The organism is Cellulomonas sp. P4_A2 (assembly GCF_056402515.1).
Genome location: NZ_JBFUHG010000001.1, coordinates 470,691 through 489,440, shown reverse-complemented (window position 1 = coordinate 489,440; position 18,750 = coordinate 470,691). Strand labels below are relative to the sequence as shown.

The window sequence follows — 18,750 nt, the reverse complement described above, 5'->3', positions numbered from 1 at the left end:
CCCGCCCCACGCTCAGCGACCGGTCACGGTCGCCTTGCCCCTTCCCAGCTCCAGCAGCTTGGGCAGGATCTCGTCGCCGGCCACGCGCAGGCCGTCGTGCAGGTACTCGTTGGTGATCCAGACCTGAGCGTTGCCGAGGTCGGTGGCGAGCGCGAGGTCGAGGTCCACGTACGGGTCGTCGTAGTACTGCACCGCCGCGACGGGGACCTCGTTCGACGCCAACCGGTCCAGGTCGTAGAGCGTGGGCCACTCCCGTGGCGCGAGCAGCTCGTCCATCGCGGCGCGGAACGGTCGCAGCGCGCGGATCTGGTCGAACATCCACGGCAGGATCACCTCGCCGGTGAGCTGGAGAGGCCGGGCCGACGCAGCGAACGACGGCCGGCTCGCCTGCTCCGACGCCGCGGCCCAACCGCCCGGCACCGGCCCCTGGTGGTAGATCGCCTCGTGCAGGGCCGCGTACAGCGGGTTGCCGTCGAATGCGGTCTGATGGCCGACCACGGACAGGAACCCTTCGGACAGGGAGCCATCGGCGTCGATCGCCGTGTCGAGCAGCCAGTGCAGCTGGTCGATGCCGGTGCTCATGCCGAACGGCATCCCGAGCATCTGGAGGCGTTCGACGGTGAACGGGTCGCCGTCGGGGAGCGCGACCGACTCCGCGCCGAGCAGGTCGGCGATGGACCCGATCGTCGCGACGTCGTCGGGAAACTGCCGTGCCAGCTCCCGGTTGCGGGCGGCCTGGCGGTCGTAGGTGGCGGCGTAGACCTGCGCGGCGGTGGCGGTCGCCGGCGGGAGGCCGCCAGTGACCAGGCACATCGTCAGTGCGGACGGGTGCCTCGACAGGTACGCCAGCGTCAGGAACCCGCCATACGACTGGCCCAGCGTCGCCCACGTCCGGCCGCCGTAGACGGTGTTCCGCAGGTGCTCGGCGTCAGCCACGATCGCGTCGCCGCGGAAGCAGGCAAGGTAGTCGGCGGCCGTCGCGGCGTCGTCGAAACGCTGGATCGAACGACCGTCCACGCGCGACGAGCGACCCGTCCCCCGCTGGTCGAGCAGGACCACGCGGTGCGTCTCGAGCAGCGTGCGCACCCATCCGCCGCCGAGCGGGCGCGGACCCTCGTGGCCGGGGCCGCCCTGCAGGTAGACGATCAGCGGGAGGTCCTCGGCCGCCTTCGTCGGGTCCACGAGCTCGCGCGCGAACACCTCGATCGAGCCGAACCGGTCCGGTGCCGACCAGTCGACCGGCACCTCCAGCCGGTGGTCGCGCACGAGAAAGCCGGTCATCGGGTACTCCGTCGCCATGCGATCCACCGTAGGCGCGCCGCCCGAGGTGCGCGGCCGGACGGGCCGGGCGACCATCGAGGGGATGACCTCCGACGACGAACGCGACGCCGCGCACCGGGCCCCCGGGACGCCGGACGACGTCGTGGACGCGGTCGGCGCCGTGACGGCGGCCTTCGAGGTGATCGAGCACGCGCGCGGCATGCTGTACGCGTTCCACCGGCTGACCGGCCGGGCGGACGCCGAGCTCACGGACGCGCTCGACCAGCTCGCCGCCGCAGGTCATCCTGGGATCGCCGACGAGCTGCGCGCCGAGCTCGTCGGCCGCAACGTGCTCGCCGGACGGTGGACGTTCCAGGTCGTCGAGGAGTACGACGACACCTATTACCGCGTGTTCCAGGCGGCCGAGAAGCGCGTCCGCGACGAGCTCACGGGTGGTCGTCGGCACGTCTACGAGGCGCGGCTGAAGGAGGAGAACCGCACGCACGGGCGCTCCGGCCACGAGGCAACGCCGTAGCGCAGGTCCACCAGTCGGTCGGTCGGAATGCGTCGAGCCCGAGCGCGTTGTGATCGTCGACGACGAGGAGAGCACCCTGACCAGCACTGCGACCGCCGCGGGCGTCGGATTCCGCTCCGACCGCGGCCCGATCCTCATCGCGATCATGGTCACCACCGGCCTGGTGGCGATCGACGCGACCATCTTGGCGACGGCCGTCCCGACGATCGTCGGCGAGCTCGGCGGGTTCAGCAGCTTCCCGTGGCTGTTCTCCATCTACCTGCTCACGCAGGCCGTCAGCGTCCCCATCTACTCCAAGCTCGCGGACACGATCGGTCGCAAGCCCGTCGTCCTGCTCGGGATCGCCCTGTTCCTCGTCGGATCGGTCCTCTGCGGGTTCGCGTGGAGCATGCCGGCGCTCATCGCGTTCCGTGCGCTGCAGGGACTCGGCGCCGGGGCCGTGCAGCCGATGGCGATCACCATCGCCGGCGACATCTACACGGTCGCCGAGCGCGCGAAGGCGCAGGGGTACATCGCGAGCGTCTGGGCGATCTCGTCGGTGGTCGGTCCGACGCTCGGCGGCATCTTCTCCGAGTTCGTGAGCTGGCGGTGGATCTTCTTCGTCAACATCCCGCTGTGCATCGCGGCCGCCTGGCTCCTCATCCGGTTCCTGCACGAGACCGTCGAGCGCAAGAGCCATCGCATCGACTGGGCCGGCGGCGGGCTGCTGACCGTGTCGATGAGCCTGCTGATCCTGGGGCTGCTCGAGGGCGGCAACGCGTGGGCGTGGAGCTCGCCGCAGAGCATCGGCGCGTTCGTCGTCGGGATCCTGCTGTTCCTGGCCTTCATCCGTGTCGAGCAGACCGCCGACGAACCGGTGCTGCCGCTGTGGGTGTTCACGCGGCGCCTGCTGCTCGCGGCGTCCCTCATCGCCGTGGCCGTCGGCGTGATCCTGATCGGGCTGACGTCGTACGTCCCGTCGTTCCTCGAGGCCCTGCTGCACGTCTCGCCGCTGACCTCCGGCCTCGCGCTCGCCGCCCTGACCATCGGCTGGCCCATCACCGCCTCGCAGTCCGGCCGGCTCTACCTGCGGTACGGCTTCCGCACCACTGCGCTCGTCGGGTCCGTCGTCGCGGTTCTCGGCGTCGCCGCCCTCGCCTGGGTGTCCACCAGCCCGACCGTCATCGGCGTCGGGCTGTCCTGTTTCGTCGTCGGGGCCGGGCTCGGCCTGACCTCGTCGCCCACCTTGATCGCCGCCCAGTCCAGCGTCGGCTGGGGCGACCGGGGCGTCGTGACCGGCGCCAACCTGTTCTCGCGGTCCATGGGCAGCGCGGTCGGCGTCGCCGTGCTCGGTGCCGTGGTCAACGCGCGCATGGGCGGGCTCACCCCCTCGCAGGCCCCGCAGCAGTTCGGTTCGGCCGTGACCGTCGCGTTCGTCGTGGTCCTCGGCGTCGCGCTGGCGATGGTCGTGGCCGCCGCCGCGATGCCGCGCACGACGACCGAGCACGTCCCGGCGGGCGCGACCCCCCAACCCGTCGGAGACTAGGAAGACTCGACGAGGGGAGCACGGCGATGGGGATCGACGACCTGCTCGGTCAGGCGAAGGACGCGCTGTCCGAGCACAGCGACGCGGTCAAGTCCGGCCTGGACAAGGCGGCGGACGCGGCCAAGTCCAAGCTCAGCGACGCCGACGACGGCAAGGTCGACTCCGTCGTCGAGAAGGCCAAGGACTTCCTGGACAGCCAGAAGAAGTAGGCAGACGAGAGGGCGGCGACCGGTGTGGTCGCCGCCCTCTCGCGCGCTCAGTCCTTGCGCTCAGGCCTTGCGCTCAGGCCTTGCGCTCAGTCCTCGCGCTCAGTCCTGGCGCTCAGTCCTGGCGCTCAGTCCTCGACGAGGCAGAGAACCTTGTCCGCGTCGTCGGCCTGCACGACCGCCTGGTCCTCGGTGCACTCCGCGTCCGAGCCGACCTCGGCGACGGCCTTGTACTCGTGCTCGTCCCCGCACGAGACCGCGATCGCCTCGTCGTCCGACGTCACGTGCCAGCACGAGCCGACCGCGGTGTTCAGCGTCTCGTTCGCGACCATCTCGCTCGCGGAGTAGGCGCCGGCGCCGAGCGCGACGACCAGACCGACCACGGCCAGCCCCTTGGCCGCGCCCGACAGCGACGGTGCGCCGTCCTTGCGCGAGGCCCGGTACGTGACGAAAGCGCGGATCAGCGACGACGCACCGACGAGCAGACCGCCCCACCAGAGCACGCCGATCGACGACGCGAACATCGTCGCGATCGCGGTCGCGACGAGGACCCCGACGCCGACCCAGAACGACAGGATCGCCTGGCGGTGGTGGCGCGCCGCGTCCGTCGACTCGCCCGGGAGCGCGACGTCGTCCTCGACCCACAGCTGCCAGCCCGGAGGCGGCGCAGGCAGGCTCGGGTCCGGCACCCAGCCGGGCGCCGGCGTGAAGCCCTCGGGGGACGCCGGCCAGTTCGGGGGCGGGTTGAACTTCATCGTTCTCCGATCGGAGGACCGCGCGGACGCGGAGGCTGTGAGACGCATGTGGCGCGCCTGTGTGCGCAGACCGTATCGGCAGATTGGCCGGGAAGATGAGGGTTCGGGGAATCGGGGCTCTCTGTCAGCCGTTCGGGTGGGCATGCCTCTCTCCGGTGAGTACGCCCCGAGCACGTCCGGCTGGGCCCGCAAGCAGGCCGAGCTCTTCGAAGCCACCGACGGCCGGGAGGGGAACCTCCTGCAGGGCAAGCCCGTGATCGTGCTGACCTCCGTCGGCGCGAGCAGCGGCAAGCTGCGCAAGACCGCCCTCATGCGCGTCGAGCACGAGGGCAGCTACGCCGTCGTCGCATCGAAGGGTGGCGCGGCCCAGCACCCCGCCTGGTACCGGAACCTGGTCGAGCACCCGCACGTCGAGCTCCAGGACGGGGCCGTCAAGAAGGACTACCTCGCCCACGAGGCGTCCGGCGCCGAGCGCGACGAGTGGTGGACCCACGCCCTCGCCGTCTGGCCGGCGTACGGGGGCTACCAGAAGAAGACCGACCGCCTCATCCCGGTGTTCGTCCTCACGCCGATGGCGTGACCTCAGGTCGCGACGAGACCCGCGCTCGCACCGAGAGCGGAGGGCTCTGGTTCGCGACGAGCGTCGCGCAATGAGCAGCGAGCGAGTCAGCCCGGAGCGCTCACCGCAGCGGTCTCCGCGTCCGCTCGCCGTCGGCGCTCCGCCGCACGCCTGACCAGCAGATCCACCACCGCGGCGACCAGGACACCGGCCGCGTAGGCGAGCAGGTCCGGCGCGTTGAAGGTGGTCCCGAGCACGTAGCGCGCCGCGGGAACCTCGTCGACGATCGCCGCGGGCAGACCCGTCAGCTGCAGCAGCTCGATCGCCGCGCAGATCCCGAACGCTGTCGCCGCCGCCGCGCCGGTACGGATCCTCGGCGCGACCCCGACGACGAGCACGAAGACGAGCACCGCATAGAGCGCGTCGCCGACCGGGCTGCTCCCAGAGACCAGCCCAGCGACCACCACGAGCACCGCTGCCGCGGCGACGATCCGACGGTCGCGCCTCAGGAGACGCTCGCTTCGTCGCGGGTCGCGAGCCTGTCCGCGTCGGACGGGGAACCGTCCTGCGGCTCGGCGCTCCCGGTCGTGCTGCTCTCGCTCCCGACCCGCGCCTCGTAGAGCTCGATCTTGAACTCGATGGCGTCGAGGTGTGCCTCCACCTCGCGCAGCTCGTTGCGCACCCGGTCCCGGTGCGCGCGCAGGAGGTCGAGGCGCTCGGCCTCGTTCCCGTCGCCGGCGCGCACCAGGTCCGCGTACTGCCGGACGTCGCGGATCGACATGCCGGTGGACCGCAGCCGGGTGACCATCCGGATCCAGCCGAGGTCCTGGTCGGTGTAGCGGCGGTGGCCCGACGACGCCCGGTCGACCGACCCGAGCAGCAGCCCGTCCCGCTCGTAGTAACGCAACGTGTGGGCGGTCAGGCCGGTGGCCTCGGCCGCCTCCGCGAGGCTCCAGCTTTCCGCGAGCAGGCTCATGGTTCGATCATGCCTCAGCGGTTGACGGAGGACATGTCCGCGTACCGGTCGCCGGTCGGGGCGTCGAGCTCGCCGAGGGTCGCGAGCTCCTCGTCCGTGAGCGCGATCTCCGTGGCGGCCGCGTTCTCCTCGATCCGAGCAGTCCGCCGTGTCCCCGGGATCGGGACCACGTCGGCGCCCTGCGCGAGAACCCAGGCCAGCGCGAGCTGCGCCGGCGTCACGTGCTTGGCCTCCGCGAGCGCCCAGATCTTCTCGACGATGAGCAGGTTGGCGTCCAGCGCGTCGCCGACGAACCGCGGGTTGGCCCGCCGGAAGTCGCGCTCGTCGAGGGTGTCCGTCGAGGTGATCGTGCCGGTCAGGAACCCGCGACCGAGCGGCGAGTAAGGCACCAGCCCGATGCCGAGCTCGCGCAGCGTCGGCAGGATCTCCGCCTCGACGTCTCGGGTCCACAGCGAGTACTCGGTCTCGACGGCCGTGATCGGGTGCACGGCGTGCGCCCGCCGGATCGTCTCCGGCCCGGCCTCGGACAGACCGAGGAACCGCACCTTGCCGGCGGCGACCAGCTCCGCCATGGCCCCGACGGTCTCCTCGATGGGCACCGACGGGTCGACGCGGTGCTGGTAGTAGAGGTCGATGTGGTCGATGCCGAGCCGCTGCAGGCTGCCGTCGACGGCCTCACGGACGTACTCCGGCCGACCGTCGACGCCGCGGACGCTCGGGTCCTCCGGGTCCCGCCGGATCCCGAACTTGGTGGCGACCACGACCTCGTCGCGCCGCCCCGCGATCGCCCGACCGACCAGCCTCTCATTGGTGAACGGCCCGTACATGTCGGCGGTGTCGAGGAAGGTCACCCCGAGTTCGAGCGCCCTGCGGATGGTCGCTATCGACTCCTGCTCGTCGCCGCTGCCCTCCTCGGAACGCGTGCCGTAGAAGTCGGACATGCCCATGCACCCCAGCCCGAGAGCCGAGACCGTGAGCGCAGCCGAACCACTTCCGATGGTGCGTAGAGAAATCGTCATGTCCCCCACCGTCCGCCTTCGAGTGCGCTCTAAGTCAAGCGATCCATGCCATCCCACACGGTGACGCCGCAGTGCCCGTTGCTGCGCCCGGACCGTTGAACCGCCCTACCGACCGAACGTCGGGGCCACGGCACGGCCCGTCCGGTCACCCGGTCGCCCACTCGGGTGGAGGCCTGTCGGACTCGAACAGCGCGAACGACGCCTGCTCCCGAGCAACTCGCCTGGCTTCCCTTACCGAGGCAGCTCGAGTCGCGGTATCCGTCCCGACCTCGGCCCGACCGGATGGCGCGACGGATCCGAACCCGGTCCGGCCCGGCGGCGCGACCGTTTCGCCGGTCCAGGCGGGCGGCGCGTTCGCGACCGAACGGTCGGGGCTCCGGAAGACGTACCGCAGGGGTGCGCCGCCCGGTTCGATGCCTGGTGAGTTCGGGAGCCGGTGGATGCTCAGGTCGTGGCGGTGGATCTCTCCGTGATGGTGTCGACACACCAGGGCGGCGTGTTCCACGTCGGTGGGCCCGTTGTCCCGGTTCCACCAGCGGATGTGGTGGACCTCGCAGCGTGGGGCCGGTGTCTCGCACCCGTTCCACACGCACTGCTGGTCGCGGGCGATCACCGCCTTGCGCTGTGCCGGGGTGTGCAGCCGGCGGGTGCGGCCCACATCGAGGGGCTGCCCGTCGGCCGCCATCACGATCCGGGTGATGTCCGCATCGCACAGGCACCGCGCGAGCTCGGACATCGCCACCGGTGTCCCGTCCTCCAGCGTCGCAGGAGGCACTGGTGACCAGTCCGGCGCCACCCGCCTCCGATCCCGGCCACGACCCGCATCGGCGCCAAGGCCGGGGCCCGAGCCCGAGCCCGAGCCCGAGCCCGAGCCCGAGCCCGAGCCCGAGCCCGAGCCCGAGCCCGAGCCCGAGCCCGAGCCCGAATGAGGGTCGGTCTGGGCGTCCTGGTCGGAATCGGCGCAGTTCGATTCGCTGCCGCGCGTGGCGGCCTTGGCGTGTCGGGCCTGTTCGTGGGCGAGGAGCTCGGCGAACGTGGCGGCCGGCACCAGCAGCGACAGGTGGGGACGGGAGCCCGTTCCAGATGCCGGCTCACTCACACCATCAGGCAGGTCACCGGAGCCGGCTGGCACGCTCAGGCCGCCGCCCATGCGCGCCCCAACGTCACCGGTGTCATGTGCAGCATCGCCCGCCGCTCGCGCCACGTGGCCGGCGCCCGGCGCTCGCGGCACGCGGCTGGCGCCTGGGGCTGTCCCGGCACCAAGCGGCGCGGCTGTCCCGGCACCGAGCGGGGCGGAAGTCCCGGCACAGATGCGTTCGGCGAGCATCACCAGTGCGTCCGCGCACGCCTGACCCGGGGAGCGGGTCTCGTCGGGGAACTGACCCATCGCATCCAGGGCGACCCGCAGCGACTCCGCCGCCGTCGAGTCCAGCTGACCCTTGAGGAACACGCCGTGAGGTTGGGCCGACAAGACCAGGAACCGCGCCTGGTAGGAGTCCTGGTGCGCGGCCTCCAGCCCGGCCGGGTCCTGCGCAGCCACGAACCTCGCCAGCGCCCTGCCGAAGTCCGGCGCCGACTGCACCCGCGCCAACCGCACCATGTCCTGCTGGACCTCCTCGGAGCGCAGCACCGCTGCAACCTCCGGGGACGCGGCCGCCGCGACTCGGGCCAGCACGTCCAGGTGCCCCAACGGGACCGACCCGTCCCGCACCCCGACTGCCACCGTCCCCATCGAGACCAGCGCGTCGGCCTGCTGCACCTGCCGGCGCGCGTCCCCCACCCCCGCACGCGTCACCCGCGCTCGCGCCGCCTCATAGGACCGGTCCCCCGGCAGCTGCGAGTCGCCCGCGTCCCGGTCCGCGACCAGCAGATGCGCCCGCGCCTCGGCGACCGCTGCAACGGCCGCATCGAGAGACGCGAGCGCGGCGACCCGCGCCGACGACACCCAGGACGACGCCGACCGTGCATCCACTGCGACTGTCGACGCACACGCCACCAGCAATCCGAGGTGCTCTGCGGCCGTGCCGGCGAGAGCCCGAGCGGGCGAGACGGCGTGCTCTGGCGCCTTGGCGGTGGCCTCGTCGGTAGGCGGGGACGGCCACTCGGCCGCCACCGCAACCGCAGTCTCAGGTGCTTCGAACATACGTTCGACGCTACGTCATCCAGACGGCGCACGCAAGACCAAAACCGTCGCTGACCTGCGCGAACATATCCACAGCCTGTGCACCACGACGCGACCACAGCCCCACGTCGCGCCAACCTATGCGTCGCCAACCGCCCACAGCCCCACCCGACAAGACCAACCACGCGGCGGCCGCAGCACACCCCACCACCCTGCGACCGTCGCACCATGAAGCGAGCCTGGCCGTGGTTCCTCGTGCTGATCGTCTGCGTGGCGATCGGCGCGGGCGTCCCTGCCTGGACGCAGGCACGGGTCGCGGCGCGGTACCCGGTGACGCAGGCGGACCTGGTCGCAGGTGGGGAGTCGCTGGACCGGCTCACGGTCCGCGAGCGCGCACCGAGTGCGGGGTACTCGCGCGAGCGGTTCGGGCAGGCGTGGGCGGACGTCGACCGGAACGGCTGCGACACCCGCAACGACGTGCTCGCCCGGGACCTCGTCGAGAAGCGCACCGAGACCGACGACTGCACGGTGCTGGCGGGGACCCTGGACGAGCCGTACACGGGCACGACGGAGGCCTTCGTCCGCGGACCCGACTCCGCCGACGTCCAGATCGACCACGTGGTCGCCCTGGCCGACGCCTGGGAGACCGGGGCGCAGGACTGGTCGGCGGGCAAGCGGGAGGCCTTCGCCAACGACCCCGCCAACCTGCTCGCCGTCGACGGCCCCGCCAACCAGGACAAGGGCGCCTCCGACGCCGCGGCCTGGCTCCCGCCCAACAAGGGCTACCGCTGCGTCTACGTGCTGCGCCAGATCCGCGTGAAGTCGGCCTACGGCCTGTGGGTCACCGCCGCCGAGCACGACGCGCTCGAGCACGAGTTGGGCCGGTGCGTCGTCGCGAAGGACGCCGGGGCCTACGGGAAACGGCCGGCCGGGCCCGGACCCGATCAGGCGGCGAGCGGCCGACGACCCCGACCGACCGGCCAACCGGAACGGCGCTACCTTCGAGGGCATGTCCGTCCACGTCCCGACGAGGGAGATCGGCCCGACCACCAAGGGCTTCTGGCAGCCGACACCGGTCACGGTCGACGAGTTCACAGCCGCAGGGCACACGCTCACGGACGGTGCGTTGACGTTCCCGGTGCTGACGCTGGACGCCGACTCGCTCGCGCACAACATCGCGGAGCTGGCCGACTGGACCCGCGACCGAGGGTTGGAGTTCGCGCCGCACGGGAAGACGACGATGTCCGCGGAGGTCTTCGCCGCGCAGCTCGACGCAGGGGCGTGGGGCATGACGGTCGCCACGGGGAACCAGCTGCTCGCGGCGTACTCGTTCGGGGTCCGACGGATCCTGGTGGCCAACGAGATCGTCGACCCGACGGTTCTGCGCTGGATCGCGGCGTGCGACGACGCGGAGATCCTGTTCTACGTCGACTCGGTCGAGGGTGTCGCCAGGGCCAAGGACGCCGGGGGATCGCTGACCGTGCTCCTCGAGGTCGGCTACGACCGCACCGGCGTGCGCTCACGGACGGATGCGCTCGCCGTCGCGAAGGCGATCGCGGCGACGGACAACGTGAGCCTCCGGGGCGTCAGCGCGTACGAGGGCGGCTGCTCGAGCATCAACGAGGCCCGCGCGTTCCTCGCCGAGGTGCGCCTGGTCGCCACCGAGCTGCGGCCGTACATCGACGGCGAGATCGTCCTGTCCGCGGGTGGGTCGGCGTTCTTCGACGCTGTTGCCGACGAGCTGCGCGCCTTTCCGGGTGGCCGGACGATCCTGCGGTCCGGGTCCTACGTGACGCACGACCACGGCACGTACGTCTCGTCGACCCCCTTCACGCGGATCGCCGGCAGCCTCCACCCGGCGCTGCGGGTCTGGGCGCAGGTCCTCTCGACGCCCGAACCGGGCCTCGCGCTGGTCGGTGCCGGCAAGCGCGATGTGCCCTACGACTCGGGCCTGCCGGTGGTGCTCAACAGGACGGGCTGGATCGTCACACGCACCAACGACCAACACGCGTTCCTGGAGGCCGGCACGGACGCGGACCCCCTGAGCCCCGGCGACCTGCTCGAGCTCGGCATCTCGCACCCGTGCACCGCGTTCGACAAGTGGCGGGTGATCCCGGTGCTCGACTCCGAGCAGCGTGTCGTCGACGTCGTGACGACCTGGTTCTAGGCACGTCGCCGACGTCGGCCTAGACGCGCCCGGCGACCACGTCGATCTCGACCTTGATCCCCGCGAGCACCGACCCGACGGTGGTGCGCGCCGGCTTGGGGTCGCCGAAGAACTCGCCGTAGACGGCGTTGAACTCGGCGAAGTCTGCGAGGTCGGCCAGGTGGACGGTGGTCTTCACGACGTCGTCGAGCGTGAGGTCGGCGGCTGCGAGCGTGGCCGCCACGTTGCGCAGCACCTGCCGCGTCTGGTCGCCCACCGACGGCGCGATCTCGCCGGTCACGGGGTCCTGCGGGCCGAAGCCGGCGGTCCAGACCAGGTTGCCCAGGCGGATGCCCTGGGAGTAGTTGCCGGCGGGCTGCGGGGCGTCGGGGGTGCTGATCTTCTCGCGGGTCATGCGCCCATTCTCACCTGGCAGGAGCCTGAGCCGTCACCTGGGGCGGCCGGGCAGCGCACCCGTGAGCCGGCCGTCGAGCAGCACGGGAACCCCGTTGACGAGCACCGCCTGGACGCCGGTCGCCAGCGTGCGCGGCTCCTCGTAGGTCGCCCGGTCGATGACGTTCGCGGGGTCGAGGAGCACGAGGTCCGCGCGCGCACCCAGTCGCACGGAGCCGCGGTCGGTGAGCCCGAACCGCCGTGCGGCGGTCGTCGACAGGTGCGCCGGCGCCTCCGGCCACGACCAGTCGGCCAGCTCGCGCGTGTGCTCGCCGAGGTACCGCGCGAACGTGCCCCAGCCGCGCGGGTGCGGGTGACCGCCGAGGTAGAGACCGTCGGAGCCGGCGCAGTGGGCGGGGTGCTGCGCGAGCACCCGCATCGAGTGCTCGGTCGCACCGGGCGGGAACCCGAACACGCACCCGACCTGCAGCTTCGTCTGGACCAGCAGGTGCAGGGCGGCGTCCGACGCAGAGAGGCCGAGCCGGGCAGCGACTCCCAGGAGCGGCATCCCCTCGGTCCACTCGAAGCCCGGGGCCCACGAGATCGTCACGCGCGGCCAGACGTCGTCACGTGGCGGCAGCGACGCGATCACGGCCGGGTCGGCGAGGAGGGCCAGCGTCCGCTCGGCGTCGGCCAGCGGCAGGGACGTCGGCAGGGCGACGAGCGCCAGGATCGACGACCCCTTGAGGTAGGGGTACGAGTCGAACGTGAGGTCGAGCCCCTCGTCGAGGGCGGCGTCGACCATGGGCACGAGCGACTCGGCCGGCCCGTGGAAGTGCGACACGTGCGTGCCGACGCCAGTCGCCCGCGACAGTCCGAGCAGCTCCGCGAGCGCGGTCGGGGCCCGGTCCTCATAGCCGCGCATGTGCGAGACGTGCGGCTTCCCGCGCGAGGCCAGGGCTGAGCAGAGCGCGAGCAGCTCGTCACGGGACGCCGACATCGCCGGCGCGTACTCGAGCCCGGTCGACATCCCGACGCCGCCATCGTCGAGACCCTGCTCGAGGAGCCGCACCATCGCGGCGATCTCGTCCCACGAGGCCGGTCGGTCGTCAGCCCCCATGATCGCGAACCGCACGGTGCCGTGCGGCACGAGGTAGGCCGTGTTGACCGTCGTCGTGCCGTCGTAGGTGGCCAGCAGCTCGGCCACCGAGCCGCCGCGGAAGGACGGGTGCCGCCCGTTGATCGCCGCGAAGTACCGCTCCGCGTACTCGGTGGCACCGGAGCCCGGCGGCGAGGGGGCGAACGACACCCCGTCCTGGCCGAGCACGGCGGTCGTGACCCCCTGGAACGTCATCGCCGCCTGCGCGTCCGGGTCGAGCACGAGGGCGTCGACATGCACGTGCGTGTCGATGAACCCGGGCATGACGAGCTGCCAGCCGGCGTCGATCACGTCGGCGCCCTCGACCTCCAGGTCCGGACCGATCTCGACGATCCGGTCGCCCGCCAGCCGCACGTCGGCTCGCAGCAGGTCGTCGCTGACCCCGTCGGCCAGCAGGCCACCTCGCACCAGCACCGGTCGCGTCGTCTCGCCGCTCATCCCTGTCCTCACCTCGAACCCGGGACGATCATGCCCCCGCCGACGCCGGACCGCCGGGAGGCGGAGCATCCGAACGCATCGGGATTGACGATGGATCGCACGAGCGGGAACGTGAGCCTCGTGACCCAGGAAGAGGACTTCGCGAGGGAGTTCGAGGACGCGTTCCAGCAGGCTTACCTGCGCTTTCACCGTCGCGACGGCAAGCGCGCGCAGATGTCGGGGGCCTCGCGCGCCGTCCTCCTGCACCTCGCACACACCGGACCGCTGACCGTCGGCGAAGCCGCGCAGCACCTCGACCGGGCGCAGTCCGTGGTCAGCGACATCGTCACGCAGCTCGAGGGCAAGGGGCTGCTGGAACGCGAGGCCGACCCGGACGACCGCCGCCGGACTCTGGTCTGGCTCACCCGTCAGGGGTTCGACACCCTCGAGCGCGAGCGTCAGGTCCTGTCGACCGAGCTGCTCGCCCGAGCCGCGACGAGCATGACGAACGACCAGCGCGCTGGTCTCGTCGGCGGACTGAGAGCACTGATCCAGGCGAACGAGAAGGAGGAACCATGACCGAGATGCACTGCGAGAGCTGCGGGATGCCCGTCGAGTCAGGCCGCTACTGCGCGCACTGCACGGACGCGGACGGCAACCTGCACGCGTTCGAGGAGCGGTTCGAGCGGATGATCAGCTGGCAGGCCCGACGCGAGCCGGACGCCAGCCGTGAGCAGCTGGAGGCCGAGACGCTCGACCACATGGCGACGCTGCCGGCGTGGAAGGACCATCCGCGGGTGGTCGCGCGCTAGAGCTGCAGCCCGATCAGCCAAGCGGCCCCGAGCGCCAGCGCGGCGACGCAGAACAGGAGCAGGATGCCGACCCACAGACCCCCGGGCATGTGGGTCAGGCGTCCGAGCAGGCCGGCGTCGGACGTGTCCGCGGCACCCCGGCGCCCCCGGCGCTGGGACTGCATCTCGATCACCGCGCGCGGCGCCCCGAGCAGCAGGAACCACGTGACCAGGTAGGCGAACACGAGTTGCACCTGCGACGAACCCCAGAACGTCACCGCCACGACGAGCGCCCCGGTGACCAGCACCGACCACAGGCCGTACCAGTTGCGGATCTGGACGAGCACGAGCACCAGCACCAGGAGCAGCAACCACAGCAGCGCGACCGCGTACCCCCGCGACAGCAGGAACGCGGCGCCGACCCCCAGGATCGCGGGGCCGGTGTACCCGGCGGCGGCCGTAGCGACCATGCCCGGCCCGCGCGGCCTTCCCGACGACACCGTCAGGCCCGAGGTGTCCGAGTGCACCTTGATCCCGGACAGCCGTCTGCCGACGAGGACCGCAACACCGGCGTGGAACGCCTCGTGCACGATCGTCAGGCCGTGCCGCGCGAGGTGCCAGGCGACCGGCACGACGAGCACGGCGAGGACCGCGACTGCTGTTCCGACGACGACGGCCGTGGACGGCACAGGCTGCGGCGTCGTGATGTCCGACCACGCATCGCTGAACCAGCTGCTCACGGAACCTCGGTGGGGATGACGACGTCCGTGCCGGTCGCGGTGATGCGGACGCCGTCGTCGACGACCTGGACCCCGGAGAGCACGAGCCCCTCGGGCAGGCCGGTCTTGACCGGGATCTCGATGTCGTCGAGCTTGTCGCCGATCGATTTCGGCAGGGAGTCGACGCTGAGGGACGCCCCGCCGATCGCGACGCTCGTCACGTCCACCAGCAGCTTCCCGTCCTCGACCCGCGGGATGAGGCTCGCCGTGAGTCGCACACCGAGCACCTGGCCGGTCGCCTGCAGCGCGTCACCGTCGACGTTGGTCGTGATCGAGAGCGTCGTCTGGTCGGCGATGATCTGGTCGATCGACGCGGTCGGCAGCGTCGCCTCGATGGTCGCCGTGCCCGCGGTGTAGGGCTCGGAGGTCGTGATGTTCGTCGCGTCGAGCGTCACGTCGGTGGCCGGGATGCCCTCGATCGTCACCCCGTCGACCTGCCCGGAGACCTCGTCGAGCGAGCCCTTGAGCACCTGCGTGAGGAACGGGAAGCCGCCGATGTCCACGGTCGGCGTGCCGACGACACCGTCCAGGTTCTGCTGGATCGCCTCGACCGAACGCTTCTCCACCGTGGACGCCACGACGCGGTCCGCGACGAACGCGCCACCGACCAGCAGCACCACGGCGCCGATGGCGACGCCCGCGACGACCGCACCCTTGCTCATGCCTGCCGCCCGCGTGTGATCACGGGTTCACCGTAGTGGCCCGGGGGGTCATGGACCGCGCTCAGGGGCGCTGCTCGCAGCCGATGCCGTCCTTGTCGCGGTCGAGGTGCGGCGCGTAGCCCGGGTCGCCGACGTGCACGGGCGCAGCTCCTGCGGCCCACGCCTCGGTGCAGTTCTTGTAGTAGACGCTCGGGGCCGGCGCCTCGACGGGCGGCGGGGCTGGAGCGGGAGCAGGCGCGGGTGCCGGTGCCACGGGTGCCGGGGCGACCGGAGCGGGCGCGGGCGCGACGGGAGCCGCGACGGGCGGCGCGACGACCGGGGCCGGGGGCGCCGGGACCGCAGGGACTGACGACCCGGCGGGCAGCGGCTCGTCCGGGCATGTCGACAGGACGCGCACGATCGCGTCGCGCTCGGCCTGCGTGACCCAGAGCCCGTAGGTGTACTTCACGCCGACCTGGCGCGCGACGTACGCGCACCGGAAGGACTTGTTCGGCGGCAGCCAGGTCGCGGCGTCCCCGTCGCCCTTCTGCATGTTGAGCGGCCCGTCGACGGCCAGCAGGTTCAGCGGGTCGTTCGCGAACGCCTCGCGGCGCGTCACGTCCCAGGCCTGCGCGCCCTTCTGCCATGAGTCCGAGAGGGCGACGACGTGGTCGATCTGCACGGCCGACGACGTCTCCTGGCCGCGGACGAAGTCGAGCGCGCGCGCCGAGTACGGGTCCTGCAGGGTGCCCGTCGCGACGACGCAGTCCTGCGTGTTCGGCTTGAGCACGATCGACGTCAGGTCCCGGCGCAGGATGTCGTTGCGGGTGTCGCAGCCGTTGCGGTCCACGTCCTTCCACGCCTGCCCGTACAGGTCCCGGTCGTAGCCGGTCTTCGGCGCGCGACCCTTGACCTCGAGCAGAAGCACCGCGCCCAGCGCCGTCTGCGGAGCGGCGGTGGCCTCGACCGCTGCGACGTCGGCGACCGGTGCCGGCTCGGGCTCGGGCAGCGCGGCGGCCTGCTCCTCGAGCGTCGGGACGGCCGGGACGGTCGGCGTCGCCTCCGCGGTCGGACTGTGCTCGGCGGCAGCCGTCGGTCCGGCCGTCGCGGTCGCACCCGAGGCGGCCGGCACCGGCTCGGCCGGCGTCGCCGCGGCGCTTCCGACGACGAGCCCGACGAACCCGCACGCGAGCAGGATCACCGTGCCCCGGCGGCGCATCGGACCGAGCCACGACCGTTTGCGGACCAGCGCCCACAGCGCCGTCGCACCCAGGTACAGCGAGGCGAAGAGCACCGCGCCGCCCCAGCCGCCGGCGAGGCCGCTCAACGAGACCAGGCCGAACCCGGCGGCGCCCGCGATGCGCCAGGGCTCCCACCCGGCACCGCGGACAGGGGCAGGGCCGTCGGCCTCGACAGGTGTCACGTCAACTCATCGGCACCCGCACGATCGCGCGTGAGAGCGACCGACGCAGATCACATTCCGTCCCGAGGACTGGACACCTCGGGAAGATGCTTGCGGTCCGCAACCGTTGCACCCCTCATGGCCCGGATCCCCGCGACGCGTGTGAGCGTCGGCTTCGTCCTCCTGCTCTCCGCGCTGACTGCCGTCGGCCCGCTGACCTTCGACACCTACCTCGCCGCGTTCCCCGAGATCGCGGCCGACCTGAACACGTCCGCCGCGGCGGTGCAGCTGACCATCGCCGCGTCCCTGGCCGGGCTCGCTCTCGGGCAGCTGACCATCGGCTCGATCTCCGACGCCTTCGGTCGCCGGCGCCCGCTCCTGGTCGGCCTCTCCGTGTACGTGGTCGTCTCCGTCGCGCTGTCCGTGGCCACCAACATCACGGTCTTCACCGGCCTGCGGTTCGTCCAGGGGTTCAGCGCCGCGACCGGCATGGTCCTGTCGATGGCGATCGTCCGCGACCGGTACGAGGGGCTCGCGGTCTCCAAGGTGATGGCCCGGCTCATGCTCGTGGTCGGCGTCGCACCGATCCTCGCCCCGACCATCGGCGCCCAGCTGCTGCGGTTCGGCTCGTGGCGGCTGATCTTCGTTTTCCTGGCCGTCGTCGGCGCGGTCCTGCTCGTCGTCTCGTCGTTCGCGCTCCGGGAGAGCCTGCCCGAGCACCTGCGCCGCACCGGCGGGACCCTCGGCGCGCTGCGCACCTACCGTGACCTGCTGGCCGACCTGCCGTTCCTCGGCCTGGCCCTCATGTCCGCGTTCTACCTGGGCGCGATGTTCACCTACGTGGCGTCCTCGACGTTCGTGTTCCAGGACGGCTACGGCATGACCGCGCAGCAGTTCGGCTGGGTGTTCGCGGGCGGCGCGGTCGCGATCACCGCCGGCTCGCAGGTCAACGGTGCGCTGGTCGGCCGGTTCACGCCCGAGCAGGTGCTCAGCGGCACCGTCCTGGTCGGTCTCGGTCTCTCGCTCTCCCTCTTCGCGACGACGATCGTCGGCGGGCCGCTCTGGCTCGTCGTGACCCTCCTCGTGCTCACCCTCGGTACCGCGGGCTTCGTCCTGCCGTCGGCGCCGGCCATCGCTCTGGCCAGCAACCCGCACCGCGCCGGGTCCGCCGCCGCCCTGCTCGGTGCCCTGCAGTTCGGGCTCGGCGCTCTCATCGCCCCGCTGACCAGCATCGGCGGTACGCCGACCGCCGAGTCGATGGCCGGGGTCATGGCCGGCACGATCTTCATCTCCGCGGTACTCCTGCTCGCCGTCCGCCGCTCGTGGAACCGGGTCCGTACGACGGCCGCGGAGGAGGTCCACACGGACGTGTCGGCGCAGTCCCGCGTCCTGGTCCCCGCCGTGGTCGCAGCCGTCTCGGCTCGCGCGGACGGCACGCCGTCCGACGTCAACGCGCCGGGCTTCGGCCGACCCTCCGGGGCGCGCGCAAGCGAGCACGCGCGGGCGGCCGGACCGGCCTCGCGGGCCGACGAGCCCGACGCGGTGCCCTGCCCAGGGTGATCCTTCACTTCGGATGAGGATTGATGTGGCGCAGGTCACACTGCGCGACATAACCTGGCGGGAAGCGCGCGATGAAGGACGCTCCGTGACCCTGGTGCTCTTTGTCTTCCTCTTCTTCGTCCCGGCCCTCGCTTTTCGGTTGGCCTGGGGCCTCATCGCCACGCCCGACCAGCCCCCGCGCTGGCAGCGAGCCGTGGCCGGGTGGCTCGAGCACGTCGCCGCGCACCTACGCCGCGAGCACCCGCCGGTCTACGACCCGTTCATGACGCTGCACGTCCAGTCGCGGCTCACCAAGGTCGCCGACCACATGCGCGAGCTCGAGGACGACCCGCACACGTTCGCCCGGGCCGAGCGGCTCATCGCGTCGCAGCTCGCCTACGACCAGCTGCTCGCGGAAGCGTGCAAGCTCGCCGGCGTCGAGGTCGAGGTGCACCCCAAGGGCGACGGAGCCGAACGCTTCCGCGAAGAGGTCGAGCTCGCCAGCCGCGGCTGGGCCTGGTAGCGG

General features: G+C 72.0%; 20 protein-coding genes and 1 pseudogene. 10 read left to right on the top strand and 11 right to left on the bottom strand.

Annotated features, from left to right (window positions below):
• Positions 1 to 12: 12 nt before the first annotated feature.
• Positions 13 to 1,299 (bottom strand): alpha/beta fold hydrolase, encoded by a 1,287-nt coding sequence (locus AC1DUE_RS02520; RefSeq protein WP_477037794.1) that lies wholly within the window; start codon positions 1,297 to 1,299, stop codon positions 13 to 15.
• A gap of 64 nt (positions 1,300 to 1,363) precedes the next feature.
• On the opposite strand from AC1DUE_RS02520, the gene AC1DUE_RS02515 reads away from it, so the two are divergent.
• The 3 genes from AC1DUE_RS02515 (at position 1,364) to AC1DUE_RS02505 (ending at position 3,529) form a co-directional block, all read left to right on the top strand.
• Complete coding sequence (locus AC1DUE_RS02515) at positions 1,364 to 1,795, top strand: hypothetical protein (RefSeq protein ID WP_477037873.1); 432 nt, start codon at positions 1,364 to 1,366, stop codon at positions 1,793 to 1,795.
• Positions 1,796 to 1,940: 145 nt separating this feature from the next.
• A complete protein-coding gene (locus AC1DUE_RS02510; RefSeq protein ID WP_477037872.1) occupies positions 1,941 to 3,320 on the top strand; it encodes an MFS transporter in 1,380 nt (459 codons plus the stop codon).
• Between the two features lie 26 nt (positions 3,321 to 3,346).
• A complete protein-coding gene (locus AC1DUE_RS02505) occupies positions 3,347 to 3,529 on the top strand; it encodes an antitoxin (RefSeq protein ID WP_477037793.1) in 183 nt (60 codons plus the stop codon).
• A 125-nt stretch (positions 3,530 to 3,654) separates the two neighbouring features.
• Here the strand turns inward: AC1DUE_RS02505 and AC1DUE_RS02500 are convergent, their stop codons facing one another.
• Positions 3,655 to 4,281 carry a hypothetical protein gene (locus AC1DUE_RS02500; protein WP_477037792.1) on the bottom strand — a complete coding sequence of 209 codons (627 nt, stop codon included), beginning with the start codon at positions 4,279 to 4,281 and terminating at the stop codon, positions 3,655 to 3,657.
• A gap of 142 nt (positions 4,282 to 4,423) precedes the next feature.
• On the opposite strand from AC1DUE_RS02500, the gene AC1DUE_RS02495 reads away from it, so the two are divergent.
• Positions 4,424 to 4,861 (top strand): nitroreductase family deazaflavin-dependent oxidoreductase, encoded by a 438-nt coding sequence (locus tag AC1DUE_RS02495; RefSeq protein WP_477037791.1) that lies wholly within the window; start codon positions 4,424 to 4,426, stop codon positions 4,859 to 4,861.
• A gap of 86 nt (positions 4,862 to 4,947) precedes the next feature.
• On the opposite strand, the gene AC1DUE_RS02490 is transcribed toward AC1DUE_RS02495, so the two are convergent.
• The 4 genes from AC1DUE_RS02490 to AC1DUE_RS02475 all read right to left on the bottom strand — a co-directional run bounded on the left by AC1DUE_RS02490 (position 4,948) and on the right by AC1DUE_RS02475 (position 8,978).
• Positions 4,948 to 5,304 (bottom strand): DUF2809 domain-containing protein, encoded by a 357-nt coding sequence (locus AC1DUE_RS02490; protein WP_477037790.1) that lies wholly within the window; start codon positions 5,302 to 5,304, stop codon positions 4,948 to 4,950.
• A 41-nt stretch (positions 5,305 to 5,345) separates the two neighbouring features.
• Positions 5,346 to 5,816 carry a MerR family transcriptional regulator gene (locus AC1DUE_RS02485; protein ID WP_477037789.1) on the bottom strand — a complete coding sequence of 157 codons (471 nt, stop codon included), beginning with the start codon at positions 5,814 to 5,816 and terminating at the stop codon, positions 5,346 to 5,348.
• Positions 5,817 to 5,830: 14 nt separating this feature from the next.
• Positions 5,831 to 6,835, bottom strand: a complete 1,005-nt coding sequence (locus tag AC1DUE_RS02480) for an aldo/keto reductase (RefSeq protein ID WP_477037788.1) — start codon at positions 6,833 to 6,835, stop codon at positions 5,831 to 5,833.
• 145 nt (positions 6,836 to 6,980) lie between these two features.
• Complete coding sequence (locus tag AC1DUE_RS02475; protein ID WP_477037787.1) at positions 6,981 to 8,978, bottom strand: HNH endonuclease signature motif containing protein; 1,998 nt, start codon at positions 8,976 to 8,978, stop codon at positions 6,981 to 6,983.
• A 207-nt stretch (positions 8,979 to 9,185) separates the two neighbouring features.
• Here AC1DUE_RS02475 and AC1DUE_RS02470 point away from each other — a divergent pair.
• Together AC1DUE_RS02470 and AC1DUE_RS02465 are read left to right on the top strand one after the other, a co-directional pair.
• Positions 9,186 to 9,812: pseudogene (locus AC1DUE_RS02470) on the top strand (HNH endonuclease family protein); the annotation flags it as partial.
• Between the two features lie 154 nt (positions 9,813 to 9,966).
• Positions 9,967 to 11,124, top strand: a complete 1,158-nt coding sequence (locus AC1DUE_RS02465) for an alanine racemase (protein WP_477037786.1) — start codon at positions 9,967 to 9,969, stop codon at positions 11,122 to 11,124.
• A 19-nt stretch (positions 11,125 to 11,143) separates the two neighbouring features.
• Here AC1DUE_RS02465 and AC1DUE_RS02460 read toward each other — a convergent pair whose 3' ends face one another.
• Entirely contained in the window at positions 11,144 to 11,518 is a 375-nt protein-coding gene (locus AC1DUE_RS02460) for a RidA family protein (RefSeq protein WP_477037785.1), read from the bottom strand.
• 33 nt (positions 11,519 to 11,551) lie between these two features.
• On the bottom strand, positions 11,552 to 13,093 hold the full coding sequence (locus tag AC1DUE_RS02455) for an N-acyl-D-amino-acid deacylase family protein (RefSeq protein ID WP_477037784.1): 1,542 nt from the start codon (positions 13,091 to 13,093) through the stop codon (positions 11,552 to 11,554).
• A gap of 120 nt (positions 13,094 to 13,213) precedes the next feature.
• Between AC1DUE_RS02455 and AC1DUE_RS02450 the strand changes: the two genes are divergently transcribed.
• Positions 13,214 to 13,651, top strand: a complete 438-nt coding sequence (locus tag AC1DUE_RS02450) for a MarR family winged helix-turn-helix transcriptional regulator (protein ID WP_477037783.1) — start codon at positions 13,214 to 13,216, stop codon at positions 13,649 to 13,651.
• Positions 13,648 to 13,884, top strand: coding sequence for a zinc ribbon domain-containing protein (locus AC1DUE_RS02445; RefSeq protein ID WP_477037782.1), 237 nt, complete (start codon positions 13,648 to 13,650; stop codon positions 13,882 to 13,884). Before AC1DUE_RS02450 ends, AC1DUE_RS02445 begins: the two co-directional genes overlap by 4 nt.
• Here the strand turns inward: AC1DUE_RS02445 and AC1DUE_RS02440 are convergent.
• From AC1DUE_RS02440 to AC1DUE_RS02430, 3 genes are all read right to left on the bottom strand, one after another.
• Positions 13,881 to 14,603 (bottom strand): M50 family metallopeptidase, encoded by a 723-nt coding sequence (locus tag AC1DUE_RS02440; protein ID WP_477037781.1) that lies wholly within the window; start codon positions 14,601 to 14,603, stop codon positions 13,881 to 13,883. The two genes, AC1DUE_RS02445 and AC1DUE_RS02440, sit on opposite strands and share 4 nt — an antisense overlap.
• Positions 14,600 to 15,304 carry an LmeA family phospholipid-binding protein gene (locus AC1DUE_RS02435; protein WP_477037780.1) on the bottom strand — a complete coding sequence of 235 codons (705 nt, stop codon included), beginning with the start codon at positions 15,302 to 15,304 and terminating at the stop codon, positions 14,600 to 14,602. Before AC1DUE_RS02435 ends, AC1DUE_RS02440 begins: the two co-directional genes overlap by 4 nt.
• Positions 15,305 to 15,365: 61 nt before the next feature.
• Positions 15,366 to 16,706, bottom strand: a complete 1,341-nt coding sequence (locus AC1DUE_RS02430) for a GmrSD restriction endonuclease domain-containing protein (protein ID WP_477037779.1) — start codon at positions 16,704 to 16,706, stop codon at positions 15,366 to 15,368.
• 117 nt (positions 16,707 to 16,823) lie between these two features.
• Between AC1DUE_RS02430 and AC1DUE_RS02425 the strand changes: the two genes are divergently transcribed.
• Both AC1DUE_RS02425 and AC1DUE_RS02420 read left to right on the top strand, forming a co-directional pair.
• The gene (locus tag AC1DUE_RS02425; protein ID WP_477037778.1) at positions 16,824 to 18,245 is read left to right on the top strand and encodes a multidrug effflux MFS transporter; all 1,422 of its coding nucleotides are present in this window, start codon (positions 16,824 to 16,826) and stop codon (positions 18,243 to 18,245) included.
• Positions 18,246 to 18,330: 85 nt separating this feature from the next.
• Entirely contained in the window at positions 18,331 to 18,747 is a 417-nt protein-coding gene (locus AC1DUE_RS02420) for a hypothetical protein (protein ID WP_477037777.1), read from the top strand.
• Positions 18,748 to 18,750 lie beyond the last annotated feature (3 nt).

Coding starts and splice junctions, on each gene's coding strand:
- AC1DUE_RS02520 (WP_477037794.1), bottom strand. CDS start 1,299: ATGGCGACGGAGTACCCGATGACCGGCTTTCTCGTGCGCGACCACCGG.
- AC1DUE_RS02515 (WP_477037873.1), top strand. CDS start 1,364: ATGACCTCCGACGACGAACGCGACGCCGCGCACCGGGCCCCCGGGACG.
- AC1DUE_RS02510 (WP_477037872.1), top strand. CDS start 1,941: ATGGTCACCACCGGCCTGGTGGCGATCGACGCGACCATCTTGGCGACG.
- AC1DUE_RS02505 (WP_477037793.1), top strand. CDS start 3,347: ATGGGGATCGACGACCTGCTCGGTCAGGCGAAGGACGCGCTGTCCGAG.
- AC1DUE_RS02500 (WP_477037792.1), bottom strand. CDS start 4,281: ATGAAGTTCAACCCGCCCCCGAACTGGCCGGCGTCCCCCGAGGGCTTC.
- AC1DUE_RS02495 (WP_477037791.1), top strand. CDS start 4,424: ATGCCTCTCTCCGGTGAGTACGCCCCGAGCACGTCCGGCTGGGCCCGC.
- AC1DUE_RS02485 (WP_477037789.1), bottom strand. CDS start 5,816: ATGAGCCTGCTCGCGGAAAGCTGGAGCCTCGCGGAGGCGGCCGAGGCC.
- AC1DUE_RS02480 (WP_477037788.1), bottom strand. CDS start 6,835: ATGACGATTTCTCTACGCACCATCGGAAGTGGTTCGGCTGCGCTCACG.
- AC1DUE_RS02475 (WP_477037787.1), bottom strand. CDS start 8,978: ATGTTCGAAGCACCTGAGACTGCGGTTGCGGTGGCGGCCGAGTGGCCG.
- AC1DUE_RS02465 (WP_477037786.1), top strand. CDS start 9,967: ATGTCCGTCCACGTCCCGACGAGGGAGATCGGCCCGACCACCAAGGGC.
- AC1DUE_RS02460 (WP_477037785.1), bottom strand. CDS start 11,518: ATGACCCGCGAGAAGATCAGCACCCCCGACGCCCCGCAGCCCGCCGGC.
- AC1DUE_RS02455 (WP_477037784.1), bottom strand. CDS start 13,093: ATGAGCGGCGAGACGACGCGACCGGTGCTGGTGCGAGGTGGCCTGCTG.
- AC1DUE_RS02445 (WP_477037782.1), top strand. CDS start 13,648: ATGACCGAGATGCACTGCGAGAGCTGCGGGATGCCCGTCGAGTCAGGC.
- AC1DUE_RS02435 (WP_477037780.1), bottom strand. CDS start 15,304: ATGAGCAAGGGTGCGGTCGTCGCGGGCGTCGCCATCGGCGCCGTGGTG.
- AC1DUE_RS02425 (WP_477037778.1), top strand. CDS start 16,824: ATGGCCCGGATCCCCGCGACGCGTGTGAGCGTCGGCTTCGTCCTCCTG.